The sequence below is a fragment of the Noviluteimonas gilva genome, assembly GCF_009740395.1.
Taxonomy (GTDB): Bacteria; Pseudomonadota; Gammaproteobacteria; order Xanthomonadales; family Xanthomonadaceae; genus Noviluteimonas; species Noviluteimonas gilva.
Genome location: NZ_WOXT01000004.1, coordinates 90,322 through 105,207, shown reverse-complemented (window position 1 = coordinate 105,207; position 14,886 = coordinate 90,322). Strand labels below are relative to the sequence as shown.

Sequence of the window (14,886 nt, the reverse complement as noted above, 5' to 3'; positions counted from 1 at the left end):
CCCCAGCCCTCCCCTGCAAGCAGGGGAGGGAGTTCAGTACTGCACGTCGACGATGAAGTATCGCGAGGCGCCACCCGGCAGCATCGCTTCGAACTCATCGTCCACGCGCTTTTTCATCATCGCGCGCGCCAGCGGCGAATCCACGCTGATCCAACCCAGCTTCGCATCGGTCTCGTCGGGCCCGACGATGCGGTAGCGCTGCGTTTCTCCCGTCGTCGCATGTTCGATCTCGACCTGCGCGCCGAAGAACACCGCTTCGCGATCCGTCGGCGCGGTGTCCACCACGCGCAGCACTTCCAGGCGCTTGGACAGATACCGCACGCGCCGATCGATTTCGCCGAGCTGCTTCTTGCGATAGGTGTACTCGGCATTCTCGGAACGGTCGCCTTCGGCCGCGGCGGCGGCGAGGGCTTTCACCACCTCCGGACGGCGCACGCGCCACAGATCGTCGAGTTCGGCCTTCAGGCGTGCGTGCCCCTCGCGCGTGATCAGCGCGGTGGCTTTCTCCCCCGGTGGCCGCCAACGTCCCATCGATGCCCTTCGTCCCAATCGTGCGTTGCTTATGCCAAGCTCGCGCCCAACGATCAAGGGCGACGCCTCCTGCATGCTCCTGCTGCCGCTGCATCGCCCGCTGACGCGCGCCACGTTTCCCGTCGTCACCGCGCTGCTCGTCCTGATCAATGTGTTCGTCTTCTTCGGCCTGCAGGCAGGCGACCAGGCGCGGGTCCAGGAAGCGTTGACCGATTACATCCCCTCGCGCCTGGCGGAGATCGAAGCGCCCGCGTACGAGCGATGGCTGATCGAGCGTGGTGGACGCGCCGAAGACCTCGCGGAGTTCCGCGCACTGCGTGACGAGGACGCGCGCCACGCGTTCGTCGGGCAACACACGCTGGTGGATCGCGAGTTCGAACCGGCCTTGCGCACCGGGCGCTTGTTTCCCGACGCATCGACGTTCGACGAATGGCGCCGCCTGCGCGCGGGTTACGACGCGACGCTGTCGTCGATTCCGACACTGCGCTATCTCCTGCGCGCTTCCGAGTTCGATCCCGTGCGCCTGGTGAGTTCGGCCTTCCTGCACGCCGACTTCGGCCACCTGTTCGGCAACATGCTGTTCCTGATGATCATCGGCCTGCTGGTCGAGGGTGCGCTGGGGCCGTGGCGGTTCCTCGCGGTGTATCTGCTCGGCGCGGTCGGCGCGAACCTCGCATCGATCGCATTCCACTGGGGCGATGCGACGGGCGGGCTCGGTGCCTCCGGTGCGATCGCTGCGCTGATGGGGTGCTTCTGCCTGGTGTGGGGCACGCAGCCGGTGCGGTTCTTCTACTGGATCGGCGTGTGGTTCGATTACGTGCGTGCGCCGGCGCTGTGGTTGTTCCCGGCGTGGCTCGGGTGGGAATTGTTCAATCTGCTCGTGCGGGATGATTCGAACGTCGCGTTCGAAGCGCATGCCGGCGGACTCGTGTGCGGCGCGTTGATGGGCGCCGCGCTCGCCGCAACAGGGCAGGTGCGCACGGCGTTCATTCGCGACGCCGCACCCGACGCGCCGGCGAAGGACGATCGCTGGGAGCGCGCGCAGCGCCACATCGGGCGCATGCAATTGGCCGAAGCCGATGCGCTGCTGACCGCATTGGCGGCCGAAGCGCCGTGGCGCGTGGACGTGCAACTCGCGCGTTATCGCGTGGCGCGCAACGGGGGACGCGCCGAGCAGGCGACGGCCCGCGCGTTGCAAGCCTTGTCGATCGAAGCGCCGGATGCGAACAGCGTGCGGGCGCAGGGTGAGTTGCTTGCGGAACTGGATGCGCAGGCCAGCGCGATCCCGTCGGACGTGCGCTTGTCGTTTGCACGACGCGCGATCGCCTTCGGCGTCCTCGACGCCGCCGAGCGCGCCCTGCAACCGCTCACGGCCGATGTCGCGCCGGACACCGCGTCGCAACTCTGGTTCGATCTCGCGCTGCGCCATCGCGACGCCGGTGCGCAGGCCGCCCACGTGCGTTGCCTGCGCCATCTCACCGAACGCCACCCGCAGCAGCCGCAGGCGGTGAAGGCTCGGTTCCTGCTCGAGAACGGGTGAGGGGGCGTCGTTGCTTTATCCCCCCCAATCGCGCTTTGCGCGATTGACCCCCCTTGGAAGGGGGGTAGCAGCCGTCAGGTAAGGGAGAGCGCGGCGTCGATGCGCTGCAACAGTGCTTCGTCCGTCGTGCGGGTCCGCGCGCGTTCGAGCAACACCTTCGCTTCGGCGGGGCGGTTGAAGCGTTCGAGCAGGATCATCGCGGCCGTCAGGCCCCACTGCGCCGACGACGCATCGCCCGGACGCGCGTTGAACAGCGCATGCAGCGCGTCGACCGCCAACTGCGCCTGGCCGCCGAGGCGGGCCTGTTCGGCCAGGCGCGCGCCGTGTTCGGGCAGCAAGGGAACGAACGCGGGATCCGTGTCGAGACTTTCGCGCAGCAATCCAAGCGCCTTGCGGTCCTGTTTCTCCATCATCAGCTGATGCAGGAATTGGCGCGCGTGTTCCTGCACGACCTGCATGTCGCCGGCCTTCTGCAGCAGGCGGCGATAAAGCTCATGCACTTCGGTCGATACCGCACGCGTGCGCACTTCCGTGCGCAGCAATGCGATGGCCTCGGTCATGCGGCCTTCGCGAATCAAGGGTTCGGCCTCCGCGATGACGGCTTCGCCGCCGACGGCACCGATGGGCGCGTGCGTGGCCTGGGCCTGCAGCGTCGCCGGTTCGTATCCGAGTTCGTCGTGCGCCTGGTAGATCAGGTAGCCCATCAAATGGAACGCGGAGAACAGGCCCCAGAAGCCGAGCACCGTCGACAACCAGTTCGCGACGATCGGCGGCACCATGTGGCCGAGCCACGCACCGGCCGTCAGCGCGCTCAACTGGATGACGAACAGCAAGCCGACGACCGCGAGATACGGCCAACCCACGCGCGCGACGATCGAAAACGCCGTCGACGGGCTCAGCGCGCTCGACAGGCTGCCGGTCATCGCCAGCGTCATCGTGAGCGCGGGCTGCAGGAACACCAGCAACGCCAGGCCGCCGACGATCAGCAGCTTGCTCTGCGTGAACAGCAACAGGACGAGCAGCGCGACGAGGACGAATTGCATTACAAGGAAGCGCCACACCACGCCGCTGTCCACGGTGACGATCACTTCCGGCGGCTCCATGTCGCCGTCGGCCGAGCGCCGCAGGATTTCGAACGCGTACTTGTAGGCGCCGAGCCACATCGCGATCGAGATCAGCCACCCGATGAAGGGAATGCCGCGGAAGATCGCGAGAAGCGCGAGCATCACCAGCGTGACGAGCGCCGCGCCGCGGATCGGATACAGGATGATCGCGGGGATGCGTTGCCAGAACGGTTCCGGCGGCGCCGTCGTGGCGCGGGGCGTGGCACTCATTGCGCGCTGCCCGCGCGACGCAGCACCTGCGTGCCGTTGACGGCCTTGAGCTGGTCGTTGTCGACGAGTTCGTACACGCGGTCGTCTTCCGACTTCGCATTCGGATCCAGGCGCACGTGGCGTGCATCGGGTTCGAGCGACCACGTGCCCGTGCTTGCGTCCGCCGCCTGCGTGCTCAGCGTGTAGGTGCCGTCCGCGGCGAAGGTCACTTCCACGCCCTCATTGGAGAACGATCCCGCGAACGCCTTCGCATCGAACGTCGTGTGTTCGCCCGGTGCCGGCGATTCGGAAACGCCGACCGCGGTGGCGACGGTTGCGGGTGCGGGTGCCTGCATCGTCGCAGGCGCGGCTGCGGTGACGGCCGGTGCGACGGGCGTGGTGTCCTCGCGCTTGCACGCCGCAAGGGCGAGCAGGGCGAAGGCGGGCAACAGGAACGTGGCGGACTTGCGCATTGGTTGACCCCCGGAATGTGGAACGTGTGTTGTCGTTATGGACTGCTCGAACAATCAGCGGCGCGAGCCACCGAAGATGCTGCCGAGAACACCGCGCAGGATCTGCTGGCCGATCCGGCTGCCGACGGTGCGCGCGGTTTGCTTGGCCATGGTTTCCACCATGCCCTGTCGCCGCTTGGTGCCGAACACGACGTCCTTGACCGCCTGGCCGACGCCGGGTTCTTCGCGTTCGTCGTCTTCGCGCGACTTCGCTTTCGGCGCATCGGCGCGTTCAGCGGCGGCCTGTGCGTGCGTGGCGAGTTTTTCGGCGGCCGATTCGCGATCGATCGACGTGTCGTACTTCCCGCCGACCGGGCTGCCGGCGCGCACCTGCGCGCGTTCGGCGTCGGTGATCGCGCCCATGCGGCAGTGCGGTGGCGCGATGAGCGTGCGTTCGACCGGCATCGGCACGGCGCGTGCGCCGTCGATGTCGTGCAGCGTGGAGACGAGCGCTTCGCCGACGCCGAGCGCGGAGATCGTCTTGCCCACGTCGAGATCGGGATTGGCGACGAAGGTTTCCGCGGCGGTGCGCACCGCCTTCTGGTCGCGCGGCGTGAACGCACGCAGCGCGTGCTGCACGCGGTTGCCGAGCTGGCCGAGGATTTCGTCGGGCACGTCGTCGGGGAACTGCGAACAGAAGTACACGCCCACGCCTTTCGAACGAATCAGCCGCACGACCTGTTCGACGCGCTGCTGCAACGCAGGCGGCGCATCGTCGAACAACAGGTGCGCTTCGTCGAAGACGAAGACGAGTTTCGGTTTGTCGAGGTCGCCCACTTCCGGCAGCGTTTCGAACAATTCCGACAACAGCCACAACAGGAAGCTCGAATACAGGCGCGGCTTGAGCACCAGTTGCGCGGCGGCGAGGATGCCGATGACGCCGCGGCCGTCGGGCGTGGTGCGCATCAGGTCGGACAGTTCCAGCGCGGGTTCGCCGAAGAATTGTTCCGCGCCGTCCTGTTCCAGGCGCAGCAATGCGCGCTGGATCGCGCCGATCGACTGCGCGCTGACCAGGCCGTAAGACGTCGAGATGTCCTTGCGCTCGTCGGCGACGACGCCGAGCAATGCGCGCAGGTCTTCGAGATCGAGCAGCAGCAGGCCGCGGTCGTCGGCGAGCTTGAAGACGATGTCGAGCACGCCCGATTGGGTGTCGTTGAGTTCCAGGATGCGCGCGAGCAGGGTGGGGCCCATCTCGCTGACGGTCGTGCGCACCGGGTGGCCGAGTTTCCCGTAGAGGTCCCAGAAGATGACGTTGTTCGCGGCGGGCGCGTAGTTCGCGACACCGATCTGCGCGGCGCGGTCGAGCACCTTCTGGTCCGGCGTGCCGGCGACCGCGAGTCCGGCGACATCACCTTTGACGTCGGCGAGGAACACGGGCACGCCGAGGCGCGCGAAGCCTTCGGCGATCGTCATCAGCGTCACCGTCTTGCCGGTGCCGGTCGCGCCGGCGACGAGCCCGTGGCGATTGCCGTACTTCGGTTCCAGCGTGACCGGACCGCCCTGGGGCGTGGTGACCGACTTGCCGACGAGGATGGGATCCATGGAAGCGCCTGTTCAGTGTCGGCCGATCATAGCCGTGCGTCGGCCATCCAAGGGCAATCCACGATGGCGTCCGCAGTTTCACGGCAAAAATGGGTTGCGGTGCAGCACGTGCGCCGATACCGTCTCCCGGACTTTCGCTCAACTTGTGTCCTTTCGCATGTCTGATTCGGTTTTGCCGCGCGTCGCCGCACTCTGCTTCGCCACCACGCTGGCGCTGGCCGCCGTCGTTTCGCCCGCGCATGCGGCCTCAAAGAAGGACCAGGCCGCGGTCGAGGCGTTGAACACGCGCATGGCGGCGGCCGAGCAGCGGTATCGCGGGGCGCTGGTGCGCATCGGCAACGCCGATCCGTCGGGCACGGCGGAAAGCGATGCCGCGCTGGAGGACATGGAGGACGTCATCGCCGCCTGCATGCAGCAGAAGGGCTGCTCGGTGCCGACGATGCTCGCCACCTACAAGCGGCTGTTGAAGTCGCAGGCCGACGGCGAGGCGCAGTCCGCGGACGATGTCGCCGCCGACGACGAGGACGACGATCACGCCATCGCCGCGATCGCCGCCGACGTGCCGGAAGCCGCGCGTGCCGCGCAACTGTTGTCGGACGACCATCGCTTCGACCAGATGGTGCAGTACAACCCCGCCGTGCAGGCGGGCATCCGCAAGTGGTTGACGGACATGCGCCCGGCGCTGATCGGCAGCTACGAGAATTACCAGTACATGCGTCACCTGATGTGGCCGGAGTTCCAGCGCGCGGGCCTGCCCGAGGCGCTGCTGTTCGGCATCATGGCGAAGGAATCCAACGGCAAGGTGCACGTCAGCTCGCGCGCGGGCGCGGCGGGCCCGATGCAGTTCATGTACGCCACCGGCAAGCGCTTCGGCCTCGGGCCGGACGGCACCGGGTTCGACACGCGCTTCGATGCGCGTTCGTCGGCCGAAGCCAGCGCCGCCTACCTCAACGAACGCATGGGCCAGCTCAATCGCAGCATCGAGCTCGCGCTGGCGGCCTACAACGGCGGCGAAGGCCGCGCGCTGCGCGTGTACAACGGCGCGAACGGGCAGGGCTTCTGGGACGCGTCGGTCTACAACCAGTTCCCGGCCGAAACGCGCGATTACGTGCCGATGGTGATCGCGGCGGCGTGGCTGTTCCTGCATCCCAAGCAATACGGCCTGACCTTCCCGAAGGTGGAAGCCAAGCCCGCGATGCTCAAGCTCACGCGCGCGGCGTCCATCTACGAGTTGACGATCTGCCTGGGCAACGGCGGCACGCGCGACGGTTACATGCGCGCCTTGCGCAATCTCAATCCGCGTTACGAGGCCGACAGCTGGCTGCCGGCCGGTGCGACGCTCAACGCGACGACGAAGATCGTCGGTCTGTACGGTCGTCACTGCGCGCAGGGCCCGCGTGCGGACCTCGCGCACCAGTTGGTCATGAGCGACGCCGCTTCGGCCGTGCGGGGTGTGTCGAGCATCGCCACCGCCGAGGCCACCGCACCGCGCCCGACGCCCGTCGCATCGGCCGACACGCCCAAGCCCGCGAAGGCCGGCAAGTACAAGGTGCGCGGCGGCGAAACGCTGACGGCGATCTCCAAGAAGTTCTCCTGCGACATGCGGGAACTCGCGGAAGCCAATCGCATCAAGGCGCCGCGTTACGCGATCCGCCCGGGGCAGACGCTGACCCTGGAAGGCTGCACGGCGAATTGATTGGTAGGCGCCACTTACCTCCCCTCCAGGGGAGGTCAAAAAGAAACCCGCCACCGGCGGGTTTCTTTTTGGGTGGGGTAAAGCTTGAGGTGCAGTACGCAGAACCATCGTCGTTGTTTGGGGTGCGCCTCCACCAGACCGGCGCAGCGGCGCGCCGCATTGAAGGCCACATTGCTCCGCAAGAGCTCAAGCTCCGCAATGTGGCCTTCAACGCGACGTCCGCTGCGCACTATTCGTCGGGTTGCTCGACAGCTGGTTGATGAAGGGTGCGTCGCGTGTTGATGGGTGCGCGCGTACAGCCAGCACACCCGATGGGCGGCGCCTTGCCCGTCGAGGACATCTCGGAGCCGAGCTCCGGTCGCGCGCTCTCCTCGATGTCCTCTCTCGGGCATCGGCGCCTTCGCGGTGATTTGATGGGTGAAGCGGCGCCCCTCTCCCTGCGGGAGAGGGGTTGGGGACCCGGACTACTCGGTCCGTAATGGGCTGCGTTCCATCGCCAACCCAGCTGACTCCGTGCGTAGTGGGCTGTGTTCCGTCGCCAATGCACGCGATGCAGTCTGCGATGGGCTGAGGTCATTCAGCCACGCACGCCAGTCCTTCGACGACGGAACCTGGATCCACTTCCAGCCCGCTCGGTTCAATCGGCGATGCACCGAGTTCCGTCGTCAACCCACGCAATTCACTCAGCGACGGACCCAGTTCAACCGCCGTCGAGCTCGACTCCGCCCGCGATGAAGGCAACTTCCATCGCCAATCGACTCGATTCAATCCGCAACGTCGTCAACTGGAGTAGCGGGGCCCCGCTCTCCGATCAGATCGCCGCGAGGAACGTCGCCTGCCAGAGGCGACGAAGTCACGACGGTGCGCGCGCCGAGGTGGGCGACGTTCCGTCCGTCTGGAGTGCTGGCAGTTGGCGCGCAGCGCGCAACCAGCGACGCACCCATTCACCAAGTGCTGTCGCGAAATGATCAGACGCTGCGCGCAGCGGTGCGTCGTGCTGGATGTCCTTTTGCGGAGCGTGGCTCGCTCTTCGTGTAGCAAAAGGACATCCAGTACGGCGTACCGATGCGCCAATCTGGTGGAGTCGCACGACAAACAACGACGCCCCGTCCGCGGACCCCCTTCAAACCAACGTCGCGAACGCCTCACCCAACTGCACCGGCGCCTGCGCACGCAAAGTCGGCGCCAACGCCGCAACACCCTTCGGCAACAACACGATCACCGTCGAACCGTAGTTGAACCGCGCCATCTCGGCGAACCGCTCCAACACGACCCCCTTGCCGCGCCAGTCCTTGCGCACGATCGGCCCACCGTAGGGCGGAATCTCGACACCGCTCCACACCGTTTCGACACCCGAAACCAGCAGCGCCCCGACCATCACCAAGGTCATCGGCCCGAAGTCCGTCTCGAAATGACAGACCAGGCGCTCGTTGCGCGCAAACAACCGCGACACATTGCCGACCGCATCCACGCCGACGCTGAACAACCGCCCCGGAACATGCACCGTCTCCACCAACGTCCCCGACCACGGCATGTGCACGCGGTGATAATCGCGCGGCGACAGATACACCGTCGCGAACGTCCCGCCGACATACGCCTTCGCCTTCTCCGCATCGCCGAGCAACTGCGCGGTGCTGAACCCGTGCCCCTTCGCCTGGAAAATGTGCCCGGGATCGTCGTGCTCCGCGTCGCCCGCGAACCCGATGTGACCGCACTCGCTGATGCGGCCGTCGGCCGGCATCGTCAACACGCGCGGATCTGGATCGGGCACGCGCGCGCCGGGGCGCAGCGCACGGGTGAAGAATGCATTGAACGACGGATAGCGCGTCGCGTCCGGCTCCATGGCTTCCGACAAATTCACGTCGAACTTGCGCACGACGGTGTCGATCAACCACTGCTTGGTGCGCGGATTCGTCGAATACGCGAGCTTGCGCGCCAGCGACGACACGAACCGATGCGGCAGGACGTAGGTGAGGGCGGTGATGAGTTGCATCGGATCAGCGTGCCACGGACGAGGTGAGCGTCTTGAAATCGGCGGCGATCGCCTGCGGCACGAACGGCGGCGTGATGACGCCGGCCATGCGGCCCTTCGGATCGAGCACCGCGAGCGCGCCGCTGTGGTCGACGTTGTAGCGATCGGCCGGCTGTCCCGCTTCGGGCGGCACCTTCATGAAGACCAGCGAGAGGCTGCGCGCGAAGGCTTCGAGGGACGGCACGTCGCCGGTGGCGGCGATGGTGTCGCGATGGAAGGCGTGCGCGTACTCGCCGGTGCCGATCGCGGTGTCGCGGTCGGGGTCGACGGACACGAACAACACGCGCGGGCGCACCGAGTCGGGCATCGCTTCCCACTGCTTCTGCGCCACGCCGAGTTCGGACAGCGTGGTCGGGCACACGTCCGGGCAATGGGTGAAGCCGATGAACACGATCGTCCAGTGCCCCTGCAGTTCGCCCGGCACCAGGCGCGTGCCGTCGGACTGCTGCAGCGAGAAGGTCGGCAGCACGCGCGGCTCGGGGAACAGGCGCACGGCCTGCGTCTGCGGCAGGGCGGGCGTGGCGGGGCGCGAGTACCAGCGGTGCCCGGCCCACAGGCCGATGGCGGCGGCCAGCGCGACCACGAGGATCCAGGCGGTGGTGCGGTTGAACATGATCGGGCGTTCCGTCGGGCGCCGCGTGGAGCAGCGCGAAGCGGTGAATGATACCGGGCGCGCTATCATGCACGGCCCCAACGACCGCGGCCGCCGCCGCTCCGCCGCGCCCATGACCGACGAGCTGGCCACGATCATCGACCTGATCCGCTACGGCGCGAGCCGTTTCAACGCGTCGGGGCTGACCTTCGGGCACAGCTACGACAACGCGCTGGACGAGGCCACGCAGCTCACGCTGCACGCGCTGCACCTGCCGCACGACCTCAGCCCGGTGTACGGCAACGCGCGCGTGACCGAAGCGGAGAAGGAAGAAGTCCTCGGCCTGTTCCTGCGCCGCATCGAGGAACGCATGCCGGCGGCCTATCTCACCGGCGAGGCGTGGTTCGCGGGCCTGAGTTTCAAGACCGATCGCCGTGCACTCGTGCCGCGTTCGCCCATCGCCGAGATGATCGAGAACGGCTTCCAGCCCTGGCTCGGCGACCGCGAAGTCATGCGTGCGCTCGACCTGTGCACCGGCTCGGGCTGCATCGCCATCGCGATGGGCCACTACCACCCGGACTGGCACGTCGACGGCGTGGACATCTCCGACGACGCGCTCGCACTCGCCAACGAGAACAAGGCGCGCCTGCACGCCGACAACGTCCGTCTGCTGAAGTCCGACCTGTTCTCCGGCCTGCAGGGCGAGCACTACGACCTGATCGTCACCAATCCGCCGTACGTCACCAACGCCGAAACCGACGCGCTGCCGAAGGAATACGCCTACGAGCCCGACCTCGGCCTGCGCGCCGGCGACGACGGCCTGGATCTCGCGTTGCAGATCCTGCGCGACGCACCGCTGCACCTGGATCGCGAAGGCTTGCTGATCTGCGAAGTGGGCGAGTCCGAAAAGGCGTTGACGCAATTGCTGCCCGAACTTCCCCTCGCATGGGTGGAGTTCAAGGTCGGGCAGATGGGCATTTTCGTCGCCGAATGCACCGACCTCGTGCAGCACAACGCGCGCATTCGCGAACTCGCCGACGCACGCCGCCCGAGCCGCTGACCCCGTGAACACTTTCGGCGAACTGCTCCGCGTCACCACCTTCGGGGAGTCGCATGGGCCGGCGATCGGCTGCGTGATCGACGGGTGCCCGCCGGGCGTGTCGATCGCGCCGGAAGATTTCGTCGACGACCTCGCGCGCCGCGCGACGGGTCGCACGCGCCACACCTCGCAACGCCACGAAGCCGACGTCGTCGAAATCCTCAGCGGCGTCTACGAAGGCCGCACGACCGGCACGCCGATCGCGCTGGTCGTGCGCAACACCGATGCGAAGTCGAAGGACTACGACGCGATCTCGCAAACCTTCCGCCCCGGGCACGCCGATTACACGTACTGGCAGAAGTACGGCCATCGCGATCCGCGCGGTGGCGGACGCTCCTCGGCGCGCGAGACCACGATGCGCGTTGCGGCGGGCGTGATCGCCAAGCGCTGGTTGCGCGAGAAATTCGGCGTGCGCGTCCGCGGGCACCTGGCGCAGATCGGCGATGTCGTGCCGCGCGGCTTCGATTGGGATGCGGTCGAAGGAAATCCGTTCTTCTGGCCCGACACCGCGCAGGTCGCCGAACTCGAGGCCTACATGGATGCGCTGCGCAAGTCCGGCGATTCGGTCGGCGCGCGCATCACCGTCGTCGCCGACGGCGTGCCGCCGGGCTGGGGCGAGCCGATCTACGGCAAGCTCGACGGCGAACTCGCAAGCGCCTTGATGTCGATCAACGCGGTGAAGGGCGTGGAGATCGGCGACGGCTTCGCGGTCGTCGCGCAGCACGGCAGCGAGCATCGCGACGAGATCACGTCCGATGGGTTCCTGTCCAACCACGCCGGCGGCATTCTCGGCGGCATTTCGACCGGGCAGCAGGTGATCGTGTCGGCGGCGTTCAAGCCGACCTCGAGCCTGCGCCTGCCGGCACGCAGCCTGGACCTGGAAGGGCAGCCGGTCGAAGTGGTGACGCATGGTCGCCACGACCCCTGCGTCGGCGTGCGCGCAACACCCATCTGCGAAGCGATGGTCGCGCTGGTGCTGATGGACCAGGCGCTGCGCCATCGCGCGCAATGCGGCGACGTCGGCGACGTCTCGCCGCGCATCAAACCGGGCAAGGCCAAGCGCTGAACCCTCTCGTTTTTTTCGAACCACGAATCACGGATCACATGACGAACAAAACCTTCAAGGTCGCCATCGTCGGCGCCACCGGCGCCGTCGGCGAAACCATGCTGTCGATCCTGGCGGAGCGCAATTTCCCCGTCGGCGAACTCATCGCGCTCGCCAGCGCGAAATCGGCCGGCTCGCGGGTGAAATTCGGCCATCGCGACGTCGTGGTGCAGGACCTGGCCACGTTCGATCCGGCCGGCGTGGACATCGCGCTGTTCTCCGCGGGCGGTGCGACGTCGAGGGAATACGCGCCGAAGTTCGCCGCCGCCGGCGCGGTGGTGATCGACAACTCCTCGGCTTTCCGCTACGACGACGATGTGCCGCTGGTGGTGTCGGAAGTGAACCCCGAACAGATCGGCAACCGGCCGCGCGGCATCATCGCCAACCCGAATTGCTCGACGATGCAGATGCTGGTCGCGCTCGCGCCGATCCATCGCAAGGTGGGCATCGAGCGCATCAACGTCGCCACGTATCAGTCGGTTTCCGGCGGCGGGCGTTCGGCGATGGAGGAACTCGGGCGGCAGACCGCGGGCATCCTCAACTTCCAGGAACCCGAACCGCACCGCTTCCCGGTGCAGATCGCCTTCAACCTGATCCCGCACATCGACGACTTCCAGCCCAACGGCTACACGAAGGAAGAGATGAAGCTGGTGTGGGAGACGCGCAAGATCCTCGGCGACGACAGCATTCGCGTGAATCCGACCGCCGTGCGCGTGCCGGTGTTCTTCGGGCACTCGGAGGCCGTGAACGTCGAGACGCGCGAAAAGATCACCGCGGCGGAAGTCCGTGCGATGCTGCAGGCCGCACCCGGGGTCGAAGTGGTGGACGAGCCCGTGCCGGGCGGCTACCCGACACCGGTGACCCACGCTTCGGGCCGGGACCCGGTTTACGTGGGCCGCATCCGCGACGACGAATCGCACCCGCGCGCGGTCAACCTGTGGATCGTGTCGGACAATATCCGCAAGGGCGCGGCGCTGAACGCGGTGCAGATCGCCGAGCTGGTCGCAGACGCGCTCTGATTGCGTTGTCATTGAGGGAGGGCGTGCACGCATTGCCAGTGGCAAGCGTGCGCGGCTACAGTCTTCGCGGGCCTGAGGGGAGAAGGGCATGACACTTCGACGCATCGCGCTGGCGATCGCCCTGGCCGTATTGGCCGGGCCGGCCGCCGCGCTGGGCCTTGGCCAGATCCAGGTGAAATCGAAAGTCGACCAGCCATTGCTGGCCGAAATCCCCATCGTGTCCGGCGATCCGGCCGAGCTCGAGCAGCTCCAGGCGCGCCTGGCCTCGCCGGAAACCTTCCGCCGCATCGGCCTGGAACCGCCGAGCGGGGCCGCCGCCGACCTCCAGTTCACCGTCGCGCTCGACGACCGGGGCCGCCCCGTCATCCGCGTGACCAGCACCGCGCCGGTCAGCCAGCCGCTGGTGACCTTCCTGGTCGAAGTCGACTGGGGCAGCGGCCGCCTGGTCCGCGAATACTCGGCGCTGCTCGACACCCCGCGCACCGTGGCCGCGCCCGCGCAGCCGCCGATCCAGGCGCCGAGCGTCGCGCCGTCCAACGTGATCGAGCGCCCCGTGGCCGCCGCACCGCAGCCCGCGGCGCAGCCCGAACCGCCGCCGCCGGCCGACGCCGCGCCCGCGGAACCGGCGCCCGCCGACGCCGATGCGGTCGCAACGCAACCCGAACCGGCGCCCGTCGCCGCGCCGGCCGATACGCCCGCGCCGACGCCCGCCGATCGCATCGCGGTCCGCGACGGCCAGACCTTGTCGGGCATCGCCGAGCAAGTCGTGCAGCGCGGTTACACGCTCGACCAGACGATGCTCGCGCTGCTGCGCGCCAACCCCGACGCCTTCATCAAGGGCAACGTGAACCTGCTCAAGTCGGGTGCGGTGCTGCGCGTGCCGCCGGCGCAGGACGCCGCGCAACTCGCGCCGGCCGAAGCCGCGGCGGTGGTGCGCGATCATCTCGAACAATGGCGCGCACTCGCCGCGCCCGCACCGCAACCTGCGAACGTCGCGGCGGAAGCCTCGCCTGCGAACACCGCGAAGACGGCAGGCACGGCGGCCAACGGCGCGGGCACGCCATCTGACGGCCGGCGCGTGGCCGGCGCACGCCTCGAAATCGTGCCGCCGGTCGACGGCGGCGCGAAAACCCCGGGATCACGATCCGGCGCAAGCGCCGGAGGCGAGGGCGACATGCTGCGACAGCAGGAACTGAACCAGACGAAGGAAGACCTCGCAGCGCGCGATGCCGAAGTGCAGGAGCTCAAGTCCCGCGTCGCGGAACTGGAGAAGCTGCAGCAGGATCAGTCGGCGTTGATCGCGATGAAGGACAGCAAGCTCGCCGCCGCCGAGCAGCGCCTCGCGCAATCCAACGCCGCCGCGGCGAAGGTCGACACCACGGCCACCACCGCGTCCACCGGCGAAAAGCCCGCGCAACCCACCACGCCCGCGTGGCTGTGGGGCGGCGCCGGCCTGCTCGTGCTCGGCGTGCTCGCGTGGTTGTTCACGCGTCGTCGCAGCACGCCGCGCGCCGAACCGCGCCGCGTCTACGACACCGAAGCGCTCGCCGCCGGCATCCCGACGTCCGACGACGTCGCGCCGCGCGTCGCCGAGAAGCGCGTCGTACCCGAAGAAACCCCGACGTTCTCCGAGCCCGCACCGCGCGCCAAGGCATCGACGCCGCACTGGACGTCCGCGCCCGCGGCGCTCGGCACCGCGCCCACGTGGCACGGTGGCGCGCAGTCCGACGACAACACCGCCGTCGCCGAACCGCAGACCGCCAAGCAGCAGCTCGAGCTCGCGCGCGCTTACCTCGACATGGGCGACGACGATGCCGCGCGCGTGATCCTGCGCGACGTGCTCGATGGTCGCGATCCGGCCGCACGCGACACCGCCGCCCGCATGTTGCGCGAGCTGTGATGCAC

Annotated in this window: 12 protein-coding genes; 6 read left to right on the top strand and 6 right to left on the bottom strand. The window is 67.9% G+C overall.

Features of this window, described 5'->3' with window-relative positions; all coding sequences use genetic code 11:
* Positions 1–33 precede the first annotated feature (33 nt).
* The gene (gene greB, locus GN331_RS12725; RefSeq protein WP_156642629.1) at positions 34–531 is read right to left on the bottom strand and encodes a transcription elongation factor GreB; all 498 of its coding nucleotides are present in this window, start codon (positions 529–531) and stop codon (positions 34–36) included.
* A 73-nt stretch (positions 532–604) separates the two neighbouring features.
* Between greB and GN331_RS12720 the strand changes: the two genes are divergently transcribed.
* The gene (locus tag GN331_RS12720; RefSeq protein ID WP_156642628.1) at positions 605–2,071 is read left to right on the top strand and encodes a rhomboid family intramembrane serine protease; all 1,467 of its coding nucleotides are present in this window, start codon (positions 605–607) and stop codon (positions 2,069–2,071) included.
* A gap of 74 nt (positions 2,072–2,145) precedes the next feature.
* On the opposite strand, the gene GN331_RS12715 is transcribed toward GN331_RS12720, so the two are convergent.
* From GN331_RS12715 to GN331_RS12705, 3 genes are read right to left on the bottom strand one after another with little or no spacing between them, the layout of a single operon-like run.
* Complete coding sequence (locus GN331_RS12715) at positions 2,146–3,405, bottom strand: tetratricopeptide repeat protein (RefSeq protein ID WP_156642627.1); 1,260 nt, start codon at positions 3,403–3,405, stop codon at positions 2,146–2,148.
* A complete protein-coding gene (locus tag GN331_RS12710; RefSeq protein WP_156642626.1) occupies positions 3,402–3,857 on the bottom strand; it encodes a hypothetical protein in 456 nt (151 codons plus the stop codon). Before GN331_RS12710 ends, GN331_RS12715 begins: the two co-directional genes overlap by 4 nt.
* 54 nt (positions 3,858–3,911) lie before the next feature.
* Positions 3,912–5,438 (bottom strand): helicase HerA-like domain-containing protein, encoded by a 1,527-nt coding sequence (locus tag GN331_RS12705; protein ID WP_156642625.1) that lies wholly within the window; start codon positions 5,436–5,438, stop codon positions 3,912–3,914.
* A 157-nt stretch (positions 5,439–5,595) separates the two neighbouring features.
* On the opposite strand from GN331_RS12705, the gene GN331_RS12700 reads away from it, so the two are divergent.
* Positions 5,596–7,134 carry a transglycosylase SLT domain-containing protein gene (locus GN331_RS12700; protein WP_156642624.1) on the top strand — a complete coding sequence of 513 codons (1,539 nt, stop codon included), beginning with the start codon at positions 5,596–5,598 and terminating at the stop codon, positions 7,132–7,134.
* A 1,123-nt stretch (positions 7,135–8,257) separates the two neighbouring features.
* Here GN331_RS12700 and asd read toward each other — a convergent pair.
* Together asd and GN331_RS12690 are read right to left on the bottom strand one after the other, a co-directional pair.
* On the bottom strand, positions 8,258–9,127 hold the full coding sequence (gene asd, locus GN331_RS12695; protein ID WP_156642623.1) for an archaetidylserine decarboxylase: 870 nt from the start codon (positions 9,125–9,127) through the stop codon (positions 8,258–8,260).
* Between the two features lie 4 nt (positions 9,128–9,131).
* A complete protein-coding gene (locus GN331_RS12690; RefSeq protein ID WP_156642622.1) occupies positions 9,132–9,779 on the bottom strand; it encodes an SCO family protein in 648 nt (215 codons plus the stop codon).
* Positions 9,780–9,846: 67 nt separating this feature from the next.
* Between GN331_RS12690 and prmB the strand changes: the two genes are divergently transcribed.
* The 4 genes from prmB (at position 9,847) to GN331_RS12670 (ending at position 14,881) form a co-directional block, all read left to right on the top strand.
* Positions 9,847–10,818 carry a 50S ribosomal protein L3 N(5)-glutamine methyltransferase gene (prmB, locus tag GN331_RS12685; RefSeq protein ID WP_425489290.1) on the top strand — a complete coding sequence of 324 codons (972 nt, stop codon included), beginning with the start codon at positions 9,847–9,849 and terminating at the stop codon, positions 10,816–10,818.
* Positions 10,819–10,822: 4 nt separating this feature from the next.
* On the top strand, positions 10,823–11,923 hold the full coding sequence (aroC, locus tag GN331_RS12680) for a chorismate synthase (RefSeq protein ID WP_331713483.1): 1,101 nt from the start codon (positions 10,823–10,825) through the stop codon (positions 11,921–11,923).
* A 38-nt stretch (positions 11,924–11,961) separates the two neighbouring features.
* A complete protein-coding gene (locus tag GN331_RS12675) occupies positions 11,962–12,981 on the top strand; it encodes an aspartate-semialdehyde dehydrogenase (RefSeq protein ID WP_156642620.1) in 1,020 nt (339 codons plus the stop codon).
* Positions 12,982–13,069: 88 nt separating this feature from the next.
* Positions 13,070–14,881, top strand: coding sequence for a type IV pilus assembly protein FimV (locus GN331_RS12670; RefSeq protein WP_156642619.1), 1,812 nt, complete (start codon positions 13,070–13,072; stop codon positions 14,879–14,881).
* Positions 14,882–14,886: the final 5 nt, after the last annotated feature.